The organism is Cupriavidus sp. FW305-46 (assembly GCF_058787075.1).
In genome coordinates this window covers 23,237-47,247 of record NZ_JBYSZI010000041.1, presented here as the reverse complement: position 1 = coordinate 47,247, position 24,011 = coordinate 23,237, and the positions used below count along the sequence as shown (strand labels likewise).

The window sequence follows — 24,011 nt, the reverse complement described above, 5'->3', positions numbered from 1 at the left end:
GTGTGTTTAGCGGTATCCGATGCTGAAGTCGTGTCCCCACAGGCTGACGCGCGTGGCCTCGTAGGCGGCGTGGTGGCTCCAGTCCACCTCCAGGCCGCCGTGGCCGAACTCGAGGTCAAAGCCGCCGGGGGTCTTCATGTAGAAGGAAGTCATGCGGTCATTGCAGTGCTGGCCCAGCGTGGCCGAGAGCTTCACGCCGTGCTGCTGCACGCGGTCCAGCGCGCGGCCCACCTCGGCCATGTCCGGAACCTCGGCCATCACGTGGATGCAGCCCGCTTCCGACGGCATCTCGAAGATCGCCAGGCTGTGGTGGCGGGCGTTGCCGCAATGCAGGAAGTGGATGCGCTTTTCCGGTTCGGCCGGGTCGTTGGTAAAGCGCACGCGGAAGATGTCGGACAAACCGAAACCCATCACCTCGCACAGGAAGGCATAGGTCTCGTCGAAGGCCGGCGCGGGCAGCACCGCATGGCCCGCCCCCATCGGGTCCGTGATGAAGCGCGGCACGCCCACCGGCGAGATAAAGCGCAGGAAGTCCGAGCGCATGCCCCAGGAGATCTCATGGCGGTTGCCCGAGGGATCGGCAAACCAGGCCATGGCCTGCACGCGGCGCTGTGCCAGTTCCGCGGCGCTGGCGTGCACGACCTCAACGTTCGCCTGGCGCAGCGTGTCAAGCGCGTAGCGGTAGGCCGGTTCGTCGGCCAGCTCCCAGCCCGATGCCAGGTAGCGGTCGCGCGCGCCCGGCACCACCAGGTAGCGGTAGTCGCGCTCATCCATCTTCACGTACAGCGCACCGCCGGGGGCGCCGGAACAGGTCATGCCCAGCACCTGTTCGGCATAGTGCCGCCATTGCCCCAGGTCGGTGGACTCGACCACGATGTAGCCAAGCGCACGGATATCCAACATGCCGGTCTCCTCAGGTTCGTTGCCACTGCTGGCTGATGGGACCATTCTTCCGTGCGCTGCAGCCCGGCACATCGTCCAGTGGGACTAGCCGGTCCGGCGCTGGCGTCAGCCCGCTGCCGGGCGCACGAGGTACTGGCTGGTGGGGATCACGTCGATCTTGTCGAAGTCGATGAAGCGCTGGCAGCTTTCCATCATGGCCTGCAGGTTGCGCTGGAACTTGTCTTCGTCGCCGGCCGCGTCGAAGAACGCCTGCGGGTCGGTCATCGCCGCATCGGGGAAGCCCTCTTCGACAATGGCGTCGTAGTGCGGCGCGGCGTAGGTGAGCGGCCGCACCACCACGTTCTGCACGTAGAGGAAGTTGTCCTGGGTCTCGACCGCCACCGGCGTGTGGTGGTTGTGCCAGAGGTCCAGCCAGGCCTGCGGCGTAAGCCGGGGCGGCCGGGTAAGGAAGGCAAGCTGCGCGAAGCCGGGCGTGCGTTCGCCCGGCGCGGCCGGGAAACGTGTATTGCGGATGGGCTGGGACTCCGTCACAAGGTAGCCGGCCATGCGGCCCACGGCGGTCGCGATCGCCTGGTCGAACGGCTGCCGCAGGCGGTCGATGGCGCTGTCCATCCAGACCGAGACCAGCCCTTCCATCTGCGGGCGGGTATTCGCCTGGCGCAGGCCCGCGGCCGGCAACACCGCGTCATCGGCCACGTTCACCTGCAGTCCGCGCGCGCCCAGCGCCAATAGCTTGTCCGCAAGCGTCGTGCGCAGCCGGCGCGCGAACTCCCCCGGCTCGGTCTGAGAATCGCGCCAGACGATATAGATGACTTTTTCCATGCTCCACGCTCCCTGGTACAGGTGCCGGCCGGGGCCGGACAGGTTGATGCGTGCGCGGAACAGGACCAAGCGCGGACAGCACGCGTCGCTGCGTCCGTCTGAGGTGCCATCCGTGTGCCGCGCCCGCTTGTCGGATGCATGCTAGGGGCGCGGATGGCGGGACTCATCCTCCATTCGGACTAGGAGGACCGGTCATCGGGCCACAAGGGAGTCACGCGTGCCCTGGAACACGCGTGCGTGGATCAAGCCCTGGCGCTCAGCCGAGCGTCACCACACTGCTCAGCAGCATGCGCACCAGCGTGGCCTGCCGCGTGACCCCGGTCTTGGAGAAGATCGCGCGCAAGTGGGCGCGCGCCGTGTTCTTGCTGGTGCCCAGCGCCTCGGCGGCTTCGTCGAGCGTCATGCCGTCGGCAAGCACCAGCGCCAGCGCGGTTTCGGCGGGCGTGAGGTCGAACAGCTTGCGCACCACCTCGTGCGAGGCGCGCGACTTGCGCTCCGGATCGCGGATAAAGACCGCGCAGGCCGGGCGATGTCGGTGGTCTTCGGACCATTCGCTGAGCGGAATGGTGCGGATCAGCACGCCCAGCTTGCCGCGCCCCGAGGGGCGGGTGATCGACATGGCTTCGGCCAGCGCCGGCGCGCTGCCGTGGTGCCCCATCTGGGCGCGGCGCAGCAGGTACTGGAACTTGCGGCTTTCCTGTGCGTAGGCGATCTCGAAGTTGCCCCCATTGAGGCGGATGCCGTCGTTCTCCGCCAGGATCTCGTCGGCTTCCGCATTCTTCTTCAGGATTGCGCCGGCTGCGTCGAGGATGACCATGCCCACCAGCATGCGGTCGATCGCGCCCGCATAGAGGCTGCGTTCCGATTCGACCACATCCAGCCTGGAATGCAGCCGGACCGCGCGCCTCAGGTGCGGCAGGATGGTGGCGCACGCCGCCTTGTCCACCTCGGAGAAGTCCTGCGCGTCGTGCTGGCGGCAGACGCGCAGCCGGCACTCGACCCCGTCTTCGGTGCGGATATCGGCGCCCAGCAGGTAGCGCACGCCAAGCGGCTGCAGGAACTGACGGTAGATCTCGCTGCGGCACCAGTTGCCGGCGCCCATCGCTTCGTCGACCGTCACGGCCCGGTCGGTGGGCAGGTTGATAAAGGGATCGATGGCGTAGTAGTAGGTGTTGTACGACGCCTCGGCCTCCAGCGAAGTGCCGTGCTGCGACGCGTGCACCGCGATGCCACTGCGGTCGCTCGCGGGCGAGCGCAGGATGAAGCTCACATAGCTGGCACCAAGTTGCTTGCGCAGCATTTCCAGCGCGCGGCCCCAGGGCACGGGTTCCATCGGCCCTTCGTAGACCGCCGCCAGCAGCGCGCTGAAATGCGGCAGGCTCAGTCCGGACTGCGCAAACCAGGGCGACGCCACCCCTTGCGCCTCAACGGTCGCCATCAACATTGTCTGTCTCCTGTTTCCCCACCCCATGCGGGGACTGGCCGGTGCTCTGCGGCACCTGGGCAGCGCAGATTATAGGGAGGCTGCCTGCCGATGTCCGGCGCGCGGCGCCCTTGTTCGCCCTGGTTTGCGCCATCTAAGTGTTTTCCCTGACCTGCAATCGGACGATGCCGGTCCCGCCTGCCGCCGATCAAATGGCCGCACACCACAGTGCAACCGAAGGAGAACGACTCAGATGGATTTCACCGACAAGACCGTGCTGGTCACCGGCGGCGGCGCCGGCATCGGGCTCGCCACCGCGCAAGCCTTCCTGGAACAGGGTGCGCGCGTGGCGCTGATCGAGATCGACGCACAGCGCGCCGAGCAGGCCCGGGCGCTGCTGGGCAAGACCGGCGCGGAAGTGCTGGTGGTACAGGGCGATGCCACCGATGCCGGCACCGTGCGCGAACTGGCTGCGCAGGTCGAACAGCGTTTCGGGGTGCTGGACGTGCTGGTCAACAACGTCGGCGATTTCCTGCGCATCGCCAAGCCGTTCGAGCACTATGCCGACGACGAGATCGCCAGCCTCTACGCCGCCAACCTCGGCCACGTCTTCACCGTCACGCGCGCCATGCTGCCGCTGCTGCGGCGCAGTGCCGCCGGCAGCATCGTCACGGTGTCGTCGATCGAGGCCTTCCGCGGCATTCCGTACTGCAGCGTCTACGGCGCCTTCAAGGCCGCCATCACCGGCTTCACGCAGAGCCTGGCGCTGGAGCTGGCGCCGGCGGGCATCCGCGTCAACCTGATCGCCCCCGAGACCACCGAAACGCCGCAGGTTCCGGTGTCGCAGATGGTCGCTGCGGAACACCAGCACCATATCCCGCGCTGGATTCCGCTGGGCCGCTTCGGCACGCCGCGCGACATTGCCGACGGCATCCTGTTCCTGGCCAGCGCGCGCGCGGCCTGGATCACCGGCACGGCGCTGCATGTCAATGGCGGCGCGCTGGCCGCGGCCGGCTGGTATCGCGACCCCAAGGGCGCGTGGACCAACATGCCGGTCATCGGCGGCAACGGCATGAACCTCTGATGGCCGCGCACCGCGGCCACACCACCCCACCAAGGAGACAAGCATGAAGATACTGATCGTCGGCGGCACTGGCATGATCGGCGGCCACGCGGCCCTGCACCTGCGCAGCTGCGGGCACGAGGTCACCATCGCGGGGCGCAACCGCCCCGCGCCCGGCACGGCGCTGGGCGGGCTGGACTTCCTGCGCTGCGACTACATCGCCAACGACGTGCCGGCCGCGCAGCTCGGCACCTTCGACGCGCTGGTCTTCGCCGCCGGCAACGATGTGCGCCACGTGCCGCCCGGCGGCGACGAAGCCGCGCACTGGGAGCGCGCCAACATCGAGGGCGTGCCGCGTTTCCTGCGCGCGGCGCGCGCTGCCGGGATCCGGGTCGCCGTCTACGTCGGCAGCTTCTACCCGCAGGCGCAGCCGCAGCTGGCCGAGGACAACGCCTATATCCGCTCGCGCAAGCTGGCCGACGAAGGCGTGCGCGCGCTGGCCACCGATGCCTTCCGCGTGAGCAGCGTGAACGCGCCGTTCGTCGTGGGCACGGTGCCGGGCCTGATGGTCCCGATGTTCAAGGCCTATACCGACTACGCCCGCGGCAACTTTGCGCCGATGCCGGATTTCGCGCCGCCCGGCGGCGTCAACTTCATCTCGGCCACTTCGCTCTCGGAAGCGATCGAAGGCGCCCTGCTGCGCGGTGAAAACGGCAAGGCTTACCTGGTAGGTGACGAGAACCTGTCGTTTCAGGACTATTTCGGTGCCTTCTTCCGCGACGCTGGCCGCCCGGTGCCGCCTGTCATCGACCAGGAGCATCCGTTGCTGCCGGACTCGGCCATCTGCTTCGGCCGGGGCAACACGCTCTACTACGAGCCGGATGCGGCCGAGACCGCCCTGCTCGGCTATCGCCGCCGCGACATCCTGCGCACGGTCGGCGAGATCGTGACGCAGTACAGCTAGCCTGGCGCTGCGGCGGCCTGCTTGCGCGGGCCGCCGCAGCGGGCCTTACAGCCCCGAGATCAACTGCGCGTTATCGATGCGCAATTCCGCGCCATTGATAAAGCGCGACGCGTCCGAAGCCAGGAACAGGACCAGGTTGGCCACATCCTCCGGCTGGCACATGCGTGCCATCGGGTCCGTACCGATACCAAGCGTGGCCGGATCCAGGTCCGGCACCAGCGCCTGCGTCATCGGCGTCCAGACGCCATCGGGATGGATCGAGTTGCAACGGATCCGGTAGCCATTCTGCTTGCAGTGCACGGCCACGCTGCGCGTCAGCGCGGTAACGGCGCCCTTGGCGCCGCTGTACGCGCACATCATCGGCAGCCCGCCCAGCGCCGCCACCGACGACATCACCACGATGGAGCCCCCGGCGGGGTTGCCCTTCATCGCCTGCACACCGAACCTGCAGCCCAGGAAATAGCCGTCGGCATTGACCCGCATGACCTGCCGCCAGCTGTCGAGCGAGGTTTCCTCGATCGACCCGAGCGGACAGATGGCCGCGTTGTTGACCAGCACGTCGAGCCGGCCGAAGCGGTCCTGCGTGGCGGCCATGGCCTTGCGCCAGTCCTCCTCGCTGGCAATGTCGTGGCGCACGAACATGGCCGCATCCCCGATCTCGCGGGCCAGTGCCTGCCCGCCCTCCTGGTTGACATCGCCGATGACCACGCGCGCGCCTTCGGCCGCCAGCAGCAGCGCATCGGCGCGCCCTACCCCGCTGGCCGCGCCGGTGACCAGCGCAACCTTGTCCCTGACTTGATTCATTGCTTATCTCCTTGGGTTGCCGGCTTCAGCCGGCTTCGGGAATCCTGCCGGCCAGCACGGCCTGCAGCGCGGCTTCGCCATACACCGCAGCCACGGTTTCATCGAGGATGGGATTGCCGCGCAGTTCGCTGCCGCCGTCCACGGCGATGCTCTGTCCGGTCACCCAGCCCGATTCCGGTCCTGCCAGGTAGCGCACCGCGCTGGCAATGTCGTCCGGTTCGCCGGCGCGGCCCAGCGGCATCTGCGCGACGAACTTGTCGAGGATGGCCGGGTTGTCGAACATCGGCCCGGTCGCGCCGGAGCGGGTGAGTCCCGGCCGCACCGCATTGACGCGGATGCCGCATCCCGCCAGCTCCTCGGCCGCGGCGCGCACGAACGCTTCCAGCCCCGCCTTGGCGGCGCAGTACGCCGACAGCCAGCGGCAGGTCATGCGCGCCGCGTTCGACGAGATGCAGACGATGGCGCCGCCATGCGGTGCCATCAGCGGCGACGCGTGGCGCACCGCCAGGAATGCGCTGGCGATGTTCAGCTCCAGCTCCGCCATCAGCGAGGCCGCGTCATGCATCAGCAGCGGACGGAAACCGCCCCCGCCAACGGTCGCGACCACGATATCGAGGCGCTGCTGCAGCTCCCAGGCCTGCTGCAGCGCGGCCTGGACGTCATCCTCGCGGCAAGCGTCGCCGACGCTGATTGCCACGGTGGCGCGGGCCACCTGCGCGCACAGGCTGCGCCGTGCCGCTTCCAGCGCTTCGCGCCGCCGCCCCATGAGGACCACCGTCGCGCCGTCGCGCAGCAGCGCCAGCGCGCTGGCCGCACCGATGCCGCCGGCGCCGCCGGTGACGAGGGCGGTCTTGCCTTCCAGTACACGGGTCGTCGTCATCATGCCCCCCGCAGCGGCAGGTCCTGCGTCCAGTCCACCACCAGCTCGCGCGCGGCAATGCGCCACTGGCCGCCGCGCCGCACGAAGCGGTCCTGGTAGCGGATGCCCCAGTCCAGCTTGCGCGGCACGCCGTCCTGTTCGTACAGGTGGTTGGCCACGCAATAGGTTTCGCCGGTCGCGGTATCGCCATCGACGTCGACCAGTTGCTGGTGCACGTGATGCTGCGTGGCGCTGTACTGGCCGAGCGATGCCATGCCGTCAGCAATCGCCTGCGCTCCCTCCATGCGGAAGCCCGGCCCGCTCAGCCATGCATCCGCCGTGAACAGCGCCGCCAGTTTCGGGAAATCGCGCCGGTCCACCGCCTGCGCATAGCGGCAGGTCAGGGCATGGATGGCTTCCTTGCACTCCAGTTCAGACATGGCCAGTCTCACTCCTTGTTGTGACCGCCAGCGCCGCGATATGCAGCGCGGGCAGTCGTTGGGATGGGGACTATCGTCGGCCTTGCCGCGCCGGGGGCCATCGTCCGCGTGGAGTATCCGGACCGGATACCGCTTAGTCCGAACGAAGGATGTAGCGACGCCGCGCCCGCCCCAAGCTTCAATGACATCAATGACACAGGAGACACACATGAAGCAGGCGGAACAGGCCATCGTCGCCGTCGTCACGGGCGGCTCGCGCGGTGCCGGCAAGGGCATCGCGCTGGCGCTCGGTGCGGCGGGCGCTACGGTGTACGTGACCGGACGCACCGAGGAGGAAGGCAGCGCGCCGCTGCCCGGCACCATCCACGCCACGGCACGCGAGATCGATGCGCTGGGCGGGCGCGGCATCGCGGTCGCGTGCGATCATCGCGACGATGAGCAGGTGGCGCGTCTGTTCGCGCGTGTGCGCGAGGAATCCGGTCGGATCGACATCCTGGTCAACAATGCGACCTTCCTGCACGATGAACTCATCATGCCGGGGCCGTTCTGGCAGAAGCCGCTGGAGATGGCCGGCATCTTCGACGTGGGCCTGCGCTCAGGCTACGTCGCCAGCTGGCATGCCGCGCCCATCATGGCCGCGCAGGGCCGCGGGCTGATCGTGTTCACCTCGTCATTTGGCGCCAACTGCTATATGCACGGTCCGGCCTACGGCGCGCAGAAGGCGGGCATCGACAAGTTCGCGCATGACATGGCGGTCGACCTGCGGCCCTATGGCGTGGCGGCGGTGTCGCTGTGGATGGGGCCGCTGCGCACGGCGCGCACGCTGCGGGTATGGGAGAAGCATCCGGACAAGTACGCGGGCTTCGCGCCGGTGGCGGAGACGCCGGAGTTCACCGGGCGGATTATCGATGCGCTGTATCGCGACCCCGCGCTGATGGATAAATCCGGTCGCGTGCTGATCGGCGCCGAGGCGGCGCTGGCCTATGGCATCGTCGATGCCGAGGGGGTGCAGCCGCCGTCGTACCGGCAGGCACTGGGCGGGCCTCCGCCGGTGCATCCGGCGATTGTGGAATAGGGTTGGACTAGCCATCACCCTTCGCATACGCTCCCCTCTCCCGCAAGCGGGAGAGGGGAGCAAACAAGCGCGGCCTTCTACCCTCCCTGTGACAACAACCCCGTCGTAAACACCGTCGACCGGATCATCCACGCCCCATCAACCCGCACATACTCATCCGCATAGCGCCCGGTCAGGAACGTACGCGAGCCACTGGCATCATCCAGCGCCAGGTAGGCCAGATCCCAGCTACCCTGCGCCGTGCTGTCATTCAGCACACGGATATCCGCCTGCCCCGCAAAATGCATCTCCCGCAGCGTTGGCCGGCACGCCAGCTCCGCAAAGCACTGCACCAGCGCCTCGCGCCCGGCAAAGCTGCCGATCCGGTCATAGTGGATATGCGCGTTGTCCGGCACGAAGCAGGCGCGCATCGCGTCAGGGTCCTTGTCATCGCAAGCGCGCAGGTAGCGCAGCTTGAGCGCGCGGATCGCCTCCGCGGCTTCCAGCCGCGCGACACGGTCGGCAATGGCGGCAATGTCGGTCATGATCGGTTCCTTGTTCATCAGGCTTCGCGCAACTGGTACTTCAACACCTTGCCTGCCGCGCTGACCGGCAGCGACGTCACGAACAGCACCTCGCGCGGCACCTTGTAGTTGGCCATGTGCCGGCGCGCCCAGGCGATCAGGGTTTCGGCGTCCACGCGCGCGCCGTGGCGCAGCACCACGTAGGCACGCCCCACTTCACCGAGCCGCTCGTGCGGCATGCCCACCACCGCCACCTGGGCCACGGCCGGATGCGCCACCAGCAGCTTTTCCACCTCCGCCGGATAGCAGTTGAAGCCGCCCACGATAAACATGTCCTTGATGCGGTCGGTGATGCGCAGGTAGCCGCGCGCATCGAGCGTGCCGACATCGCCGGTATGCAGCCAGCCGTCGCTGTCGATGGCTTCGGCGGTGGCTTCGGGCAAGCCGAAGTAGCCCTGCATCACGTTGTAGCCCCGCACCAGCACCTCGCCCGGCTCGCCGGTGGCGACCGGCTGCCCCTGCCCATCGATGCAGCGGATCTCGATGCCCGGCATGGCGCGGCCGGAGGTGGCGGCGACGGTTTCGGCGTCGTCGCCGGCGCGGGTCAGCGTGGCAAAGCCGCACGACTCGGTCAGGCCGTAGCCGGTGATGATGGTGTCGAAGCCCAGTTCGTCGCGCATGCGCTGGATCAGCGCGGGCGCGATCGCCGAGGCGCCGGTCACCGCGACACGCAGCGACGACAGGTCGAACTCACGCAGGCGCGGCGCGTTGAGCAGGGTCTGGTAGAGCGTCGGCGGCCCGGGCAGCACCGTGATGCGTTCGTTCTCCACGCGCGTCATCACGGCCTCGGCGTCGAACACCAGGTGGGGCAGCACCGTGGCGCCGCGCGACAGCGCGGCAAGCCAGCCGGCCTTGTAGCCGAAGGTATGGAAGAACGGATTGACGATCAGGTAGCGGTCGCCCGCCCGCACGCCGGTGATGGCTGCCCAGCCGTCGATCGCGCGCAGGTTCTGTGCGTGGGCGGTCATCACCCCCTTGGGACGCCCGGTGGTGCCCGAGGTGAACATGATGTCCATCAGCGTGTCGCCGCGCACGCCGGCCTCGCGACTGGCGAACGCCGCCATGTCCGCCTGTGGCGCCAGCGCGAGGAAGGCTTCCCAGGCCAGCTCGTCGGGGCCGGGCGTCCGGCCCTGCCCGGGGCGCAGGATCACCAGCCGCTCCAGCGTGGCGGGGCGGTGTGGCGCCAGCATCTGCGGATAGCTTTCGCCGAGGAAAGCGTCGACGCAGAACAGCAGGCGCGCGCCGCTGTCGGCCAGCACGGCGCCGGCCTCGGCCCCCTTCATGCGCGTGTTGAGCGGCACCAGCGCCGCGCCTATGCTGTGCGTGGCCAGCGCCGCGATGATCCATTCGGAGAAGTTCGGCGCCCAGACGGCAACCCGGTCGCCGGGCTGCACGCCCAGCGCCATCAGCGCCCGGGCCGCCTGTATCCGGCTGGCGTCGAGCGCGGCGTAGGTGAGGCGCAACCCGTCTTCCTGGATGGCGATGCGCTCGCCGTGGCGCCTGGCCGCGCGCCGCACCAGCTCGGGAATGGTCGCGGCAATGTCGTCGTTGGCGGCGGCGAGGTCGAGGTCGAGGCCGGCCGGTGCCGCAATGGCGTCGATGATGTCAGATGGGGTCATGTCAATCCGGGAACTTCAGGTGGATTTCGGCGCTGGACGGGCGGGCCTGGCAAGCCAGGGTCCAGCCCGCCTCCAGGTCGGCGCGGTCGAGCACATGGTTCTCGCCGAGCGTCACGTCGCCCTGCGTCACCTGGCACATGCAGGCGCCGCACAGCCCGGCGCGGCAGGAATTGGGCGCGGCCACGCCGGCGCGCTGCAGGGCATCGAGCACGGTTTCGTCCGGCGCCACGCCGACGTGGTGGGTCTCGCCGTCGAGCTGCACGGTCAGCGCGGCACCGCGCATCGCGGGCGCGGGCGATGCCGGGGCGGTGTCCCCCGCGCTGGCGGTCCCGCTTGCCGGTGCCTTGGCCGCCGGCACATCGGGCAAGGACACGAAGCGCTCGACATGCAGTTGCCCGCGCGGCACTCCCAGTGCCTGCAGCGCGGCCTGGGCGCCGTCCATGAACGGGCCGGGCCCGCACACAAAGCATTGCGCCATGCTCCACGGCCGCACCAGTTCCTCGATCTGGCGCTGCGTGGGCGGCCCCTGCACACTGTCCAACCAGTGGATCACGCGCAGCCGGCCGGGGTGGCTTCGTGCCAGTTCCGCAAGCGCCTCGCGGAAGATGATGGAGCGCTCGTCGCGGTTGGCATAGACCAGCGTGACCGCGCCGCGCCCGTGGCGCAGCGCCGCCTTGGCGATCGACAGCACCGGGGTGATGCCGCTGCCGCCGGCCAGCAGCAGGAAATCGCCATGCAGCGCGGGCGGGGTGAACACCCCGGCGGGCGGCATCACCTCGACCGTATCGCCCGCGCCCAGATGGTCGCAGATCCAGTTGGACACGCGCCCGCTCTGCACGCGCTTGATCGTCACGCGCAGCGCGTTGTCCACCTCAGGCGTGCTCGACAGCGAATAGCAGCGCTGCAGCGGCACGCCGTCGACGGGCACGCGCAGGGTCAGGAACTGCCCGGGACGGTAGGCAAACGCATCGCGCAGGCCGTCCGGCAGCGCGAATACCAGCGAATGCGCCTGGTCCGTTTCCGTGACGACTTCGGCGATCTGCAGCCGGTGGAATTGCACTGGCGCCATGATGTCCTTCTTCTGCTTGGGGCGGGGTCAGGCCACGCCCATGATGGTCTGCGCGTTGTCGATGCGCAGTTCCGCACCGTTGACAAAGCGCGATTCGTCGGAGGCCAGGAACAGCACCAGGTTGGCCACGTCGCGCGGATGGCACATGCGCTGCATCGGCTCGGCGCCGCCCACCTCCTCCGGCAGGGCCGTGGCGCCGCCCGGCAGGAAGGCCGCGGTCATCGGCGTAAGGATGCCGTCCGGGTGGATCGAGTTGCAGCGGATCCGGTAGCCGCTCTGCTTGCAGTGCCCCGCCACCGCACGCGTGAGCGCGGCCACCGCGCCCTTGCTGGCGCTGTAGGCGCAGAACGCGCCCATGCCGCCCAGCGCCGCCACCGACGACATGTTGACGATGCTGCCGCCGCCCGCCTTCATCGCGGCCACGCCGTACTTGCAGCCGAGGAAGTAGCCGTCGGCGTTGATGCGCATCACGCGCTGCCATTGCTCCAGCGTGGCGTCCTCGACCGAACCCAGCAACAGGATGGCGGCATTGTTGACCAGCACGCTGGGCGCGCCGAACTGCTTTTCGGTGCGCGCCATCACCTGCTGCCAGCCGGCTTCGCTGGCGATGTCATGCGGCACGAACAGTGCGGTTTCACCGATCTCGCGCGCCAGGGCATGGCCCGCTTCCTCGTTGAGGTCGGTCAGCACCACGCGCGCGCCCTCGCGCGCCAGCAGCAGCGCGTCTTCCTTGCCGACGCCGCTGGCGGCCCCGGTGACGATGGCGATCTTTCCTTCAGTACGTTGGCTCATGGGTGGTCTCCTCGTTGGTGTGTGCCTGCCGGTCGCCGGCAGGCTGTCGTGTCAGGTGCCGGCCCGCGTTGCGCCCCGACCAGATGCAGTCGGCAAGCGACAGGCCGCTTATGTAATGGTTGGACGCGATGCCAACGGCAGTGCGGCCCACGGCGTAGAGCCCTGCAATGGGCGCCCCGCCAGCGGCGGCCAGTACACGGCCGCTGGACTCTTCCACCGACAATCCGCCCAGCGTGATGGCAGGGCACGGAAAGACGCGGCTGTTGGCCGAGATGTCGATGGCAAGCCACGGCCCGGTTTCAAGCGACGCGCACATCGGCGCCGACTTGCCGGCCGGATCGGGGATCTCGCCGCGGGCCGCGGCGTTATAGGCATCGACGGTCGCCCGCAGCGCCGCGCCGGGCATGCCCAGCTTGCCGGCAAGCGCTTCGAGGGTGGCGGCGCGCCGCGCTCCGGCCAGCATCAGCAGCGCCGCGGGCAAGGCCTGGAAGGCCCACAGCCGGCCGCCCAGGCATTCACGCAGCGCGGCGCGCGCCAGTTCGCGGTTCAGGATGAGCCAGGCCCGCCCGCCGTGCCGTTCGCAGATGGCGTGGCCAAGGGTGGCGCCGTAGGTTTCCTCGTTGCCGATGCGCGCACCCTGCGCATCGACCACGCAGCCGCGCGCCCAGTCGAACGGCGGATTGATGAAGCGCCATGCCGAGACCCGCGCCAGGTGCCGCGTGGCCGCGCCCGCCGACTCGCCGAGGCGGATGCCGCTGCCGTCGCAGCCGGTCGCGCCAAGGCGCCAGTTCTGCAGGTACTTGCCGGCGTGGCGCGCCACCATGGCGCGGTTGAAGATAAAGCCGCCGGTGGCCAGCACCACCGCGCCGGTGCGCACCGCGACCGGGCGCGCATGGCGCAGTTCCAGTTGCAGCACGCGCTCGCGCAGCAGGTCGGCCAGCGCAGGCGCTGCGTTGTGCAGGCGCTCGGCCAGGCGCGCCAGGCGGGCGTGGCGTTTCTGGTGGCGGCCCGGCGGCAGTTGCCACAGCTCGATGCCGACGACCGCGCCGTCCTGGTCGAGAATCAACCGCCGCGCCGCGGTCTGGCGCATCACAGTCACCTCCGGCCGGGCCTGCACGGCGGCGCGCAGCACGCCGTACAGCGTGCGGCCGGACATGCCGGGGCCTTTCACGCGGTGACCACGCGGCGCGGGCGCGGCGTGCTGCGCGTAGGCGGCGACCGCTTCGTTGCCGGAGTAGTAGAGGTAGTAGGGTTGCGCCGGATAAGAGGTCTTGCGCGGCGGCACGGTGGCGGCAAAGCGCACGCCCAGGCCTTCGAGCCAGCCGATCATCTCGCGGCTGCGCTGGCAGAACGCCTGCAGCGTGTCATCGCTGACAACGCCGCCGGTCTCCTGGCGCAGGTAGTCCGCCATCGCCTGCGGTGTATCGGCATAGCCCGCGGCGGACTGGTACGGCGTGCCGCCGCCGGCGTAGACCACCCCGCCGCTCCGGGCGCTGGCGCCCCCGCCTTCAAAGCGTTCCGCAACGATCACGCGCGCGCCGCCATGCGCGGCTTCCAGCGCGGCGCAGGCCCCGGCGGCGCCGAAGCCCACCACCACGGCATCGCACGCGGCCTGCCACGGGTGGGCGTCCGGATCGTCCAGGCGCAGCGGCGCGTGGACCGGCGTGGCGGAATCGGTCGGAGGGTACATGCTGGCTTGCGCTCCCGGCTCAGGCCGAACACAGTGCGCCAAGCGGCGCGGACGTGGTGTAGGCACCATCGACATAGACCAGCGGCGACACCTCGCCAGCCAGCTTTACCTCGCGCAGGCGTCCGATGAAGACCGCGTGCGTGCCGTAGTCGAAGCGGCCATCCTGCTGGCACACCAGGTTCGCCTGGGCATCGCGCAGGCACGGCACGCCGAGCAGGTCGTCCTCCCACTCGCCACTGGTGAAGCGCTCTTCCCCCTTGAGGCGTCCGCTGCAATCCACCGCAATATCGCGGTGGTCGGCTGCCAGCAGGTTGATGCAGAAGTCCGCGCCGGCATCCAGCGGCGGGTAGATCGAAGAATTGCGGTTGATGCAGATCAGCAGCGAAGGCGGGTCCGCGGACAGCGAATCGACCGCGGTCACGGACATCGAATAGCGGCGCTCGCCATGGCGGCAGCTGATCACCGCCACCGAGCGCGCCATGCGGCGCATCGCCATCAACATGTCATCGCGCAGCGCGGTGCTGGGTTCGGCGCGTTTGTCTTGACTGGCGCTCATAAGGCCTCCTGTACGGTTTGAGCATGGGGCGCGGCGGCAGGCTGGCGCGCGTTCTGCGAGAGCACGTCGGCAGCGATAAAGCCGAAGGTCATGGCCGGGCCCAGGGTGGAGCCCGCGCCGGGATAGCTGGTGCCCATCATCGAGGCACTGGTATTGCCGATGGCGAACAGTCCGGCGATGGCGGAGCCGTCGTCGCGCAGCACGCGCGCGCCGGCGTCCGTCACCAGGCCGCCCTTGGTGCCGATGTCGCCGGCATCGATGCGCACGGCGTAGAACGGCGCCTTGCCGATCGGCGCCAGGCACGGGTTGGGCCGCACTGCCGGGTCGCTGTAGTAGGTATCGAACAGGTTGTCGCCCTTGCCGAACTCCTCGTCCACGCCGGTGGCCGCATAGTGGTTCATGCGCGCCACGCTGTCGGCCAGGCCGCCGGCATCGACACCGATCTGCTGTGCCAGCTGCGCCAGCGAGTCGGCGCGCACCAGGATGCCGGACAGGCTTGCCGGAATGCTGCGGTCCGGCATGACCGAGCCGGGCAGGATCGGCCCGCACGGATATTTGTGGCGGAAGGTGGCGTCGAACACCATCCACGCCGGCACGCTGCTGCCGGTTTTCTCGTGGTCGCGGTACATGGCGGGAACGAACTCGGAATACGGCGCGGCCTCGTTGACGAAGCGCCGGCCCTGCCCGTTCACCACCAGGCAGCCGGGCATGGCGCGCTCGATAAAGAGCGCGCGCTGCTTTTCCTCGCCCTGCACATGCACGGTGGGCGCGCCCCAGACGTGGGACATCAGCGCGACGCCGGCACCGGCGGCCTGGGCGGCGCGGATGCCGTCGCCGGTGTTGTTGGGCGGGGTCGCGCTCCAGGCAGCCTGGGTCGGTTGCGGCAGGTACTGTTCGCGCATGGCCTGGTTGCGCTCGAAGCCGCCGGCGGCCAGGATCACGCCGCGCAGCGCGCGGATCTCCACCACGCGCCCGTCCTGCACCGCGCGCACGCCGCGCACGGTGCCGTCCTCGACGATCAGGTCCTGCAGCGCGGTGTCGAGCCACAGCGGAATCGCGCGGTCCATCATGGCCCGCCGCAGGCCGCCGACCAGGCTGTTGCCGAGCGTGAGCCGGCGGTCGCGCCGGGTCTTGCGGCGCCAGCCCAGGTCGAGCCAGTAGCGGGCAAACTGGCGCACCGCCAGGCCCAGCCAGCCGGGCGCGCGGCACAGCAGCGCATGCGCCTCGGCCGAGGTCACGGCCACGCGCCCGCCCACCAGCGTGCCCGGCGACGGCGGCCGCAGCCGCGCGAATTCCTCGCGCAGCTGCGCGCCGTCGAACGGCATCGGGTCGAGCGCGCGGTAGCCCGGCATCGCGCCCGGAACCTTCTGGAAGTAGTCCGCGTAGCGCGGCAGCGTGTAGTAGCGCACGCCGGCCTGCTGCTCCAGGTACTGGAGCATGCGGGGCGCCTGCTCAAGATAGGCGCGCACGCGCTGCGGATCGCCGTGCTCGCCGGCGCACGCCAGGATGTATTCCAGCGCCGTGGCGTTGTCGTCGCGCCCGCCCGCCGGCGCGATATGGTGGTTGAGCGGAATCCAGATGCCGCCGCCGGACACCGCCGAGGTGCCGCCGTACTGGCTGCTCTTTTCCAGCACCACCACCGACAGTCCGCGGTCCGCGGCGCGGCAGGCGGCCAGCATGCCGCCGGCGCCCGAGCCGACCACCACCACGTCGAACTCGCTGGGCTGCATGCGCGCTCTGCTCTGGCTCATATTGGGTCTCCGTGCGGCGCGCGGCTCAGATGAAGAAGTCAGTGTTGGCGCGGCCCATCATCACGCCGCCCAGGTTCTGGCCGAAGCGGTCCAGGTTGTTGGCGTAGTGGGCGCGGGCCGCATGCAGGTCGAGGAAGCGGCGCACCATCGGGTTGCTGCGGTAGATGCCGTTGCCGCCGGCATAGCGCAGCAGGCCGTTGGCCAGCTGCGCGCAGCGCTCGGCCACTTGCGCGGACTGGTAGCGGAAATGCAGGCGGCGCGGGGTCTGCACCTGGCCGCCTTCACGCGCAACGGCCAGCAGCTCGTCGAAATTGCGCTCAAGGATGGTCCGTATCTCGTCGATGGCGACCTGCGCGTTGGCGCAAGCCATCTGCGCGCCGCCGTCTTCCGCGGTCTTGCCGCCACCGTTGCTGCTGACGCGGCCGTCGGCATAGGCGACAAAGTCATCGAGCGTGCCTTCCAGCGCGCCGATGCAGGCGGTGCACACCGCGCGCACGAAGATCTGCGCGAACGGCAGCCGGTACAGCGGCACGTCATTGACCGCCAGCCCCGGGCTGGTGCCCATGGCGCCATCGACGGCGCGGTGGGTGCGGTACTCGGGCACGAACACGTCGTCGACCACGATGTCGTGGCTGCCGGTCGCGCGCAGGCCCAGCACATCCCAGTTGCGCACGATCTTGTAGTCGGAGCGCGGCAGCAGGAAGGTGCGGTAGTCATAGGCGCCGCCCGGCTCGGCCGGCGGCACCAGCCCGCCCAGGAAGATCCAGTCGCACAGTTCGCTGCCGCTGGAGAACTTCCAGTGGCCGGAGAAGCGATAGCCGCCTTCGACCGGCGTGACCTTGCCCACCGGCATATAGGTCGAGGCGATCAGCGTGGCAGGGTTGCTGCCCCACACTTCCTGCTGCGCGCGCTCGTCGAACAGCGCCAGCTGCCAGTTGTGCACGCCGACCACGCCATAGACCCAGGCGGTGGACATGCAGCCCTTGGCCAGCGCCATCTGGATGCGGAAGAAGGTCTGCGGATCGAGTTCGTAGCCGCCGTGGCGGCGGGGCTGCAGCACCTTGAAGAAGCCCGCGGCCTGCATGTCGGCGATGGTCTCGGCGGGAATGCGCGCTTCGGCCTCGGCCTGCGCGGCGCGCTCGGCCAGCACCGGAATCATCTGCTCGGCACGCGCGATCAGCCGTGCCGCCAGTTCCTTGGAATTGTTGTCGTGATGCACCGCGGTCTCCTTGTTGCTTGGTCTTGTAGCTGGCCTTGATGTTTGCACCGGTGGGGCCGGGTGCCATCGTCTGTTGGGACTAGCTATGTCGCGATTTGGTGAGTGGGACTTCGTGGATGTGCTGGCCCTCTCCCCCTGCCCCTCTCCCGCAAGCGGGAGAGGGGAGCAAACCCGCAGGCTTGCATAGCGCCGATCAAGCCAGCGCGCGCAGCTTCCGTCCCTGCTTGCGGAAGTGCGGGATCACGTGCTCGCCGATATTGCGGATGGTTTCCAGCTGCGCCCACTGCGGCACCGTGCCCATCTGGCAGATGAACAGGATCTCGTCGGCGCCGGAATCGATCAGGCGCTGCACGTAGCCGATGCAGTCCTCCACCGTGCCGTAGGCATGGTTCGGGTTGAGCATCATCATCGCCGGGTCGCTGAAATCCACCGAGACCTTCTCTGAGGCGAACTTGGTGTTGATGACGGCCTTGCCCTGCGCGTCCGTGGCGGTGACATGCTCGTCGTCCCAGGTCGACGGGTCGGGCCGCTCGCCGCCGGCATACCAGTACGACAGCGACTCCATGAAATAACGCTGGCCCTTGATGCCGATCTTGCGCGCGGCCAGGCCGTCTTCCAGCACGATGGTCGGGCACAGCGCGGCCAGGTGCTGGTGCGGGCGGAAGCCCACCTGGTCCTCAGGCTTGCGGGTCTCCCACGCAGCGCGGTAGATCTCGTTCTTCTTGGCGACATCCTCGGGGCCGCCAAAGCCGAGCACCAGCGCGCCCATGCCGCGCGCGCCGGCGCGCTGCAGCGTGTCGGCATTGGTGCAGGCCAGGTACATCAGCGGGTGCGGGTCCTGGCGCGGCTTGGGGTGGATCGGGCGGCGCGGGATCTTGATGAACTCGCCGTCGTGCTCGATCTCGTCCTGCGTCATGATCTTCGGGATCAGGTACATCGACTCGTCGATCATCGGGTGCAGGCTGTTCAGGTCGTAGCCGAAGGTGCCGGCCTCCTGCTGGGTGCCGCCCTTGCCCACGCCGAAGTGCACGCGGCCGCCGGACAGGATGTCCAGCGTGGCGATGCGCTCGGCCACCTTGACCGGATGGTTCATCGCCGGTGGCAGGCACACCACGCCGTGGCCGATGCCGATGCGCTGCGTGCGCCCGGCGACGAAGGCCAGGAAGGTTTCCGGCGCGCTCATGTGCGCATAGTTGGTCAGTGCGGTGTGCTCGACCGCCCAGACCACGTCAAAGCCCATGTCCTCGGCCAGCACCACCTGTTCCATGATTTCATCGAACACCTTGTGGTCGCCGGCACGCGAGGCATCGACGGTCTGGGCTTCATAGATCAGTGAAAAACGCATTGCAGTCCCCTTGTCTGGCATTGATGGTTCAGGACCGCCGCCGGGGCGCCGCCCCTTGCCGCGCCACCGGCCCGAAGCGGCCTGTGTGATCGCAGTGTGGTCGGCGCAAGGCGTTGCAACATCGTCTGATTGGATTATGAGCAGTACATGGAGCCTCCCTATCATTGGCCACGGGCATCACGCCCGCTTTCACCAGGAGGATCAGGACATCATGCAAGCCAGGCTGCTGCTTTACCCCGTCGCGGACATCGACACCGCGCTGCCGTTCTTCACGGAAGGACTCGGACTACCGGTGAAGTTTCGCGACGGAAACCGCTATTGCGCGCTCGACGCGGGCGCGCTGACGCTGGCGCTGGTGGCCGGCGAGGAACGCCTGGTGGACCAGCCCGCGCTGGCCTTCAAGGTGGATGAGGCTGACGATATCGCCGCGGCGATGGCGCGGCTGGTGGGTGCCGGCGCCAGCGTAACGCTGCCCGCGGCGCAGGGGCCGCATGAGACGCGCGCAGTGCTGGAAACGCCGGAAGGCTTTGCGCTGGTGCTCAGCGCAAAGCCCTGACGTGCGTTACGTGGCTTAGCCGAGAGAAATCACGCTGCTCAGCAGCATGCGCACCAGCGTGGCCTGCCGGGTCACGCCGGTCTTGGAGAAAATCGCGCGCAGGTGCGCGCGCGCCGTGTTCTTGCTGATGCCGAGCTCGTCCGCGGCCTCATCGAGCGTGAGCCCGTTGGCCAGCTGCAGCGCCAGCTGCGTCTCCGCCGGGGTGAAGTCGAACAGCTGGCGCACCACCTCGTGCGAGGCCTGCGAGCGCCGCTCGGGGTCGCGGATGAACACCACGCAGGCGGGGCGCTTGCGGTTGTCCTCGGACCACTCGCTGAGCGGGATGGTGCGGATCAGCACGCCCAGCCTGGCGCTGCCGGACGGGCGCGTGATCGACATCGCTTCCATCAGCGCCGGCGTGGTGCCGAGGTGGCCCATCATGGCCTGGCGCAGCAGGCGCTGGAACTTGCGGTTCTCCTGGCCGTATTCCACGTCCAGGCTGCCTTTGGCGACACGGATGCCATCCTTGGCGCCCAGGATTTCATCGGCGGCCGCATTGGTCTTGATGATGGTGCCGGACTCGTCCAGGATCACCATCCCGACCAGCATGCGGTCGATGGCGCTGGCATAGACGGTGCGCTCGGATTCAACCACGTCGATGCGCGAGTGCAGGTCCACCGCGCGCTTCAGGTGCGGCAGCAGCGCGGTGCACAGCGCCTTGTCCGCGGCGGAGAAGTCGCGGCCGTCATGCTCGCGGCACACGCGGAAGCGGCATTCGACGCCGTCATCGGTACGCAGGTCCGCGCCAAGGATGTAGCGGATGCCGATGTCCTTGAGGAACTGCTGGTAGAGCTCGCTCTGGCACCAGGCGCCGGGCCCGAGATGCTCATCGATGGTCACCACCCGGTCCGACGGCAGGCCGATGAACGGGTCGAGCGCGTAGTAGTAGTTGTTGTAGGAGGTCTCGCCCGGCAGGGTCGAGCCATGCTCGGACGCATTGATCATCAGCCCGGGCCGGTCCGTGGCCGGCGAGCGCAGGATCAGGGTGCAATAGTTGGCGTTGAGCTGGCGGCGGATCTGTTCCAGTGCCTTGCCCCAGGGCACCTGCTCCATCGGACCCTGGTAGATATTGCCCAGCAATGTGCTGAACTCCGACAGCGACACCGTCGCCTGCGCGAACAGGTGTGCGGCCGCCTGGTTCTGGCTAACCTCCATCAGCATTTTCCTCTGTCTCCATTGTGGCGTGCGCAGCGCTTCGGGCGTGCCGGGTCGGCGCTGGCCTGCTACGGGCTCTGTGGCCCTTTTTTGTGCCCTGATTATAGGGACGGCAAAGGGGTCGCGGCTTGCCCCCGCCTTCATGGTTTGCCCTAGGCAAGACCGGCTGCACACGCTGGCCGGACTAGTCCTGCGGGACAGGCCAATCCTCACGCGCCGGCGGGCCGAACACATACTCCAAACAGACTAAGGACAGACCCATCCCGGCCTGTCGAGGGCAAACCCCTAGACACCATGTGACGCCGCCCTCCTACCCAAACAGACGATGCCGTGCCGCCGCGCTGCCGCTACAAGTCAGCCATGCGCGGCGATCCCCGCCGCCTTCTTTTCACGGAGAAACATGACCATGGCGGCAAACCCGCGGCAGCAAGCCGCAGTGATCACCGGAGCGGCCAGCGGCATCGGCCGCGCGCTCGCGCAGGCGCTGGCAGCGCAAGGCTACGCGCTGGCGCTGGCCGATATCGACGCCGGCGCGCTTGAAGCGGTGCGCGAGGCGCTTGCCGGCCAGGGGGCAAACGTCATCGCCGTGCCCACCGATGTCTGCGACGCGCGGCAGATCGAGCACCTGTGCGAGGAAAGCTTCCTGCGCCTGGGCCGTGTCGACCTGCTGGTCAACAACGCCGGCGTGCTCGTCACCGGCCGCTGCTGGGAGCTGCCGCCGGAAGTGTTCGACCACGTGATGCGCGTCAACCTGTGGAGCGTGCTGCACGCGCTGCGCTGCTTCGTGCCGCGCATGGCGGCGCAAGGCGCCGGCCATATCGTCAACGTGGCCTCGATGGCCGGCCTCGCCGTGGGGCCCTGGCTGGCCCCCTACACGCTGTCCAAGCAGGCGGTGGTGGCGCTCAGCGAAGGGCTCGCGCTGGAGCTGCAGGCCGCGGGCCTGCCGCTGGGCGTGTCCGTGGTCTGCCCCGGGCCGGTGGCCACCGGCATCGCTGCGGGCCTGGACGGCGGCGGCGCGCAGGAGGTGGACCACATGAACGGCGCGCTGCGCAGCGGCATTGCCGCCGGCATGACGCCGGACGCGGTCGCGCGCTACATCCTGGACGGGGTCTCGGCCGGCCAGTTCTGGATCCTGCCGCACGAGCAGGCCGTGCATGCGGCGCTGGCGCGCGCGCAAGGCATTGCCGCCGGCACCACGCCGGCATTCGCGCTCTGACACTGATTTCCCCACCGCAATCCAGGAGACCCCATGCCGCTCGATCCCCAGGCCCGCGCCGTGCTTGAAGCCATGGCCGCCATGCCCAGCCCCGACTTCTCCACCCTGCGCGCGGCCGACTACCGTGCCGCGCTGGCTGCCATGCCCGCGTTCGCGCCCGGCGACACCGTCGCCGCGCAGCAAGATCTCACCATCGATGGCGCCGCAGGCCAGCTGAAGGCCCGCCTGTACCGGCCCGACGACAGCACCGCACTGCCGCTCGTGGTCTATTTCCATGGCGGCGGCTTTGTCCTCTGCGGCCTCGATTCGCACGACAACATCTGCCGCGGCCTGGCGCGTCGCAGCGGCGCGCTGGTGCTGTCGGTCGACTACCGGCTCGCGCCGGAGGCACGCTTCCCGGCCGCGGCCGACGACGCCGTCGCGGCCGTGCGCTGGGCCGCCGCGCATGCGGCGCAACTGGGCGCCGACCCGGCCCGCCTTGCCGTGGCCGGCGACAGCGCCGGCGGCAACCTTGCCGCCGTTGCCTGCCAGCAGCTGCGCGGCAGCGGCATCGCGCTGCGGCACCAGTTGCTGCTCTACCCCTACCTGGACTGCAGCGACGCCGCGGCCGCCAGCGCCAGCTACCGCGAATGCGCGCAGGGCTACTTCCTCAGTGCCGCGGAACTGGACTGGTATCGCGCCCAGTACCTGGCCAACCCGGCGGACGCCACCGATGTGCGCGCCAGCCCGCTGCACCAGCGCGAGCTGCACGGCCTGCCGCCAGCCACCATCATCACCGCGGAATACGACCCGCTGCGCGACCAGGGCGAGGCCTATGGCGAGGCCCTGCAGCGCGCGGGCGGCAACGCCACCGTGCGCCGCTGGCCCGGCCAGTTCCACGGCTTTATCAGCATGCAGGGGATGATCGATGCCGCCAGCGATGCGCTGGATGCGGCCGCGGCATCGCTGCGGCAGGCCTTCGGCAGCACCAGCCGGCAGGAGGCAGCATGAGCCCCGCCACCACACTGCCGCCGATGGCCGACGTGCTGGCGGCGCTGGCCGCGGGCCAGCGTGTGCTGGTGATCGAGGACGAGACCGACGAGGCCACCGGCTGCGTCCTGGTTGCCGCCGAGCGCGCCAGCGAGGCCGACGTCAACTTCATGGCCGCCGAGGCGCGCGGCCTGGTCTGCATGGCGATCACCGAGGCGCGCCGCGCGCGGCTGCAGCTGCCGCCGATGGCCGCGAACCACCGCCAGCGCGAGCGCTACACGGTGTCGATCGAAGCGGCCGGCGGCGTCAGCACCGGCATCTCCGCCGCCGACCGCGCGCTCACGCTGCGCGTGGCGGCGGCAGCGCGCGCGCAGCCGCATGACCTGGTCCAGCCCGGCCACATCTTCCCGGTGGTGGCCCAGCCCGACGGCGTGCTGCGCCGCGCGGGCTTTGCCGAGGCCTGCTCCGACCTGCCGGCGCTGGCCGGGCGCGTCGCCGCCGGCGCCTATGCGATGCTGCTCGATGACGACGGCGACCTGCTGCGCGGCCCCGCGCTACTGGCCTTCGCGCGGCACCACGGCTTGCCGGCGGTTTCGATCAGCGGCCTGATCCACCACCGGCTGCTGACCGAAAGCGCGCTGCGCCGCACGCATTCGACGGAACTGGCCACGCCCTTCGGATGCTTCACCGTGCACGCCTACCACGACGCGCCGGTGGATGCGCTTCATCTTGCGCTGGTGCTGGGCCAGCCCGATCCTGGGCAGCCGGTGCTGACGCGCGTTCAGACTGTGGAAATGCAGCGCGACGTACTGGGCTTCGGCACGCCGGCCCTGCCCGCCTGGAACCTGGAGCGCTCGCTCGCCCGCATCGGCGCCGAAGGTTGCGGGGTGCTGGTGCTGCTGGATGAACGTGAATCGCCGCAGCAGCGGCTGGACCGGCTGGCAGCGCCGGCCGCCGCCTCGCCGGCGCCGGCCTTCGCGCAACGCGCGCTGGGGGTCGGGGCGCAGATCCTGCGCGATGTGGGGGCGCACAAGCTGCGCCTGCTCAGCCATCCGGTGCCGTATCGCGCCGTCACCGGCTTCGACCTGGAGGTCACGGAGTTCGTGCCGCCGTGCTGAT

At 69.3% G+C, this 24,011-nt stretch carries 23 protein-coding genes; 7 read left to right on the top strand and 16 right to left on the bottom strand.

Annotation, left to right across the window (positions count from 1 at the left end):
• Positions 1–6 precede the first annotated feature (6 nt).
• The 3 genes from AC3WON_RS20075 to AC3WON_RS20065 all read right to left on the bottom strand — a co-directional run bounded on the left by AC3WON_RS20075 (position 7) and on the right by AC3WON_RS20065 (position 3,169).
• Positions 7–903 carry a VOC family protein gene (locus tag AC3WON_RS20075; protein WP_492352570.1) on the bottom strand — a complete coding sequence of 299 codons (897 nt, stop codon included), beginning with the start codon at positions 901–903 and terminating at the stop codon, positions 7–9.
• Between the two features lie 105 nt (positions 904–1,008).
• Positions 1,009–1,725, bottom strand: coding sequence for an EthD domain-containing protein (locus AC3WON_RS20070; protein ID WP_492321096.1), 717 nt, complete (start codon positions 1,723–1,725; stop codon positions 1,009–1,011).
• Between the two features lie 256 nt (positions 1,726–1,981).
• Positions 1,982–3,169: a helix-turn-helix transcriptional regulator gene (locus tag AC3WON_RS20065; protein ID WP_340520975.1), complete on the bottom strand. Its 1,188-nt coding sequence runs from the start codon at positions 3,167–3,169 to the stop codon at positions 1,982–1,984.
• A 232-nt stretch (positions 3,170–3,401) separates the two neighbouring features.
• Here AC3WON_RS20065 and AC3WON_RS20060 point away from each other — a divergent pair, with 232 nt between their 5' ends.
• Positions 3,402–4,232, top strand: a complete 831-nt coding sequence (locus AC3WON_RS20060; protein ID WP_116384512.1) for an SDR family NAD(P)-dependent oxidoreductase — start codon at positions 3,402–3,404, stop codon at positions 4,230–4,232.
• Positions 4,233–4,275: 43 nt separating this feature from the next.
• Positions 4,276–5,175: an NAD-dependent epimerase/dehydratase family protein gene (locus AC3WON_RS20055; protein WP_492321094.1), complete on the top strand. Its 900-nt coding sequence runs from the start codon at positions 4,276–4,278 to the stop codon at positions 5,173–5,175.
• Between the two features lie 45 nt (positions 5,176–5,220).
• Here AC3WON_RS20055 and AC3WON_RS20050 read toward each other — a convergent pair whose 3' ends face one another.
• The 3 genes from AC3WON_RS20050 to AC3WON_RS20040 are packed head-to-tail and all read right to left on the bottom strand — an operon-like array spanning position 5,221 to position 7,278.
• A complete protein-coding gene (locus AC3WON_RS20050; protein ID WP_492352569.1) occupies positions 5,221–5,979 on the bottom strand; it encodes an SDR family oxidoreductase in 759 nt (252 codons plus the stop codon).
• 25 nt (positions 5,980–6,004) lie between these two features.
• On the bottom strand, positions 6,005–6,862 hold the full coding sequence (locus AC3WON_RS20045; protein ID WP_116384509.1) for an SDR family NAD(P)-dependent oxidoreductase: 858 nt from the start codon (positions 6,860–6,862) through the stop codon (positions 6,005–6,007).
• Positions 6,859–7,278, bottom strand: coding sequence for a nuclear transport factor 2 family protein (locus AC3WON_RS20040; RefSeq protein WP_492321093.1), 420 nt, complete (start codon positions 7,276–7,278; stop codon positions 6,859–6,861). The genes AC3WON_RS20045 and AC3WON_RS20040 overlap by 4 nt, the downstream gene beginning before the upstream one ends.
• A 208-nt stretch (positions 7,279–7,486) precedes the next feature.
• Between AC3WON_RS20040 and AC3WON_RS20035 the strand changes: the two genes are divergently transcribed.
• Complete coding sequence (locus tag AC3WON_RS20035; protein WP_492352568.1) at positions 7,487–8,353, top strand: SDR family NAD(P)-dependent oxidoreductase; 867 nt, start codon at positions 7,487–7,489, stop codon at positions 8,351–8,353.
• 77 nt (positions 8,354–8,430) lie between these two features.
• Here the strand turns inward: AC3WON_RS20035 and AC3WON_RS20030 are convergent, their stop codons facing one another.
• From AC3WON_RS20030 to AC3WON_RS19990, 9 genes are all read right to left on the bottom strand, one after another.
• Entirely contained in the window at positions 8,431–8,895 is a 465-nt protein-coding gene (locus AC3WON_RS20030; protein WP_492321091.1) for a nuclear transport factor 2 family protein, read from the bottom strand.
• Positions 8,895–10,535: a FadD3 family acyl-CoA ligase gene (locus AC3WON_RS20025; protein ID WP_492352567.1), complete on the bottom strand. Its 1,641-nt coding sequence runs from the start codon at positions 10,533–10,535 to the stop codon at positions 8,895–8,897. Before AC3WON_RS20025 ends, AC3WON_RS20030 begins: the two co-directional genes overlap by 1 nt.
• 1 nt (position 10,536) lies before the next feature.
• The gene (locus tag AC3WON_RS20020; RefSeq protein ID WP_492352566.1) at positions 10,537–11,604 is read right to left on the bottom strand and encodes a 2Fe-2S iron-sulfur cluster-binding protein; all 1,068 of its coding nucleotides are present in this window, start codon (positions 11,602–11,604) and stop codon (positions 10,537–10,539) included.
• A gap of 27 nt (positions 11,605–11,631) precedes the next feature.
• Positions 11,632–12,396 (bottom strand): SDR family oxidoreductase, encoded by a 765-nt coding sequence (locus tag AC3WON_RS20015; RefSeq protein ID WP_492321088.1) that lies wholly within the window; start codon positions 12,394–12,396, stop codon positions 11,632–11,634.
• A complete protein-coding gene (locus tag AC3WON_RS20010) occupies positions 12,380–14,086 on the bottom strand; it encodes an FAD-binding protein (protein ID WP_492352565.1) in 1,707 nt (568 codons plus the stop codon). Before AC3WON_RS20010 ends, AC3WON_RS20015 begins: the two co-directional genes overlap by 17 nt.
• Before the next feature lie 19 nt (positions 14,087–14,105).
• On the bottom strand, positions 14,106–14,642 hold the full coding sequence (locus AC3WON_RS20005) for a flavin reductase family protein (RefSeq protein WP_492321086.1): 537 nt from the start codon (positions 14,640–14,642) through the stop codon (positions 14,106–14,108).
• A complete protein-coding gene (locus AC3WON_RS20000; protein WP_492352564.1) occupies positions 14,639–16,393 on the bottom strand; it encodes an FAD-dependent oxidoreductase in 1,755 nt (584 codons plus the stop codon). The genes AC3WON_RS20005 and AC3WON_RS20000 overlap by 4 nt, the downstream gene beginning before the upstream one ends.
• 25 nt (positions 16,394–16,418) lie before the next feature.
• The gene (locus AC3WON_RS19995) at positions 16,419–17,612 is read right to left on the bottom strand and encodes an acyl-CoA dehydrogenase family protein (RefSeq protein WP_492352563.1); all 1,194 of its coding nucleotides are present in this window, start codon (positions 17,610–17,612) and stop codon (positions 16,419–16,421) included.
• Between the two features lie 193 nt (positions 17,613–17,805).
• The gene (locus tag AC3WON_RS19990; RefSeq protein WP_492352562.1) at positions 17,806–18,957 is read right to left on the bottom strand and encodes an LLM class flavin-dependent oxidoreductase; all 1,152 of its coding nucleotides are present in this window, start codon (positions 18,955–18,957) and stop codon (positions 17,806–17,808) included.
• Positions 18,958–19,168: 211 nt separating this feature from the next.
• Between AC3WON_RS19990 and AC3WON_RS19985 the strand changes: the two genes are divergently transcribed.
• Entirely contained in the window at positions 19,169–19,513 is a 345-nt protein-coding gene (locus AC3WON_RS19985) for a VOC family protein (protein WP_492321082.1), read from the top strand.
• 15 nt (positions 19,514–19,528) lie between these two features.
• Here AC3WON_RS19985 and AC3WON_RS19980 read toward each other — a convergent pair whose 3' ends face one another.
• Entirely contained in the window at positions 19,529–20,713 is a 1,185-nt protein-coding gene (locus AC3WON_RS19980) for a helix-turn-helix transcriptional regulator (protein ID WP_010814001.1), read from the bottom strand.
• A 400-nt stretch (positions 20,714–21,113) separates the two neighbouring features.
• Here AC3WON_RS19980 and AC3WON_RS19975 point away from each other — a divergent pair, with 400 nt between their 5' ends.
• From AC3WON_RS19975 to AC3WON_RS19965, 3 genes are read left to right on the top strand one after another with little or no spacing between them, the layout of a single operon-like run.
• On the top strand, positions 21,114–21,923 hold the full coding sequence (locus AC3WON_RS19975) for an SDR family NAD(P)-dependent oxidoreductase (RefSeq protein ID WP_492352583.1): 810 nt from the start codon (positions 21,114–21,116) through the stop codon (positions 21,921–21,923).
• A 33-nt stretch (positions 21,924–21,956) separates the two neighbouring features.
• On the top strand, positions 21,957–22,913 hold the full coding sequence (gene lipP1, locus AC3WON_RS19970) for a LipP1 family hormone-sensitive lipase (RefSeq protein WP_492321081.1): 957 nt from the start codon (positions 21,957–21,959) through the stop codon (positions 22,911–22,913).
• Positions 22,910–24,010 carry a 3,4-dihydroxy-2-butanone-4-phosphate synthase gene (locus tag AC3WON_RS19965; protein WP_492352561.1) on the top strand — a complete coding sequence of 367 codons (1,101 nt, stop codon included), beginning with the start codon at positions 22,910–22,912 and terminating at the stop codon, positions 24,008–24,010. Before lipP1 ends, AC3WON_RS19965 begins: the two co-directional genes overlap by 4 nt.
• Position 24,011: the final 1 nt, after the last annotated feature.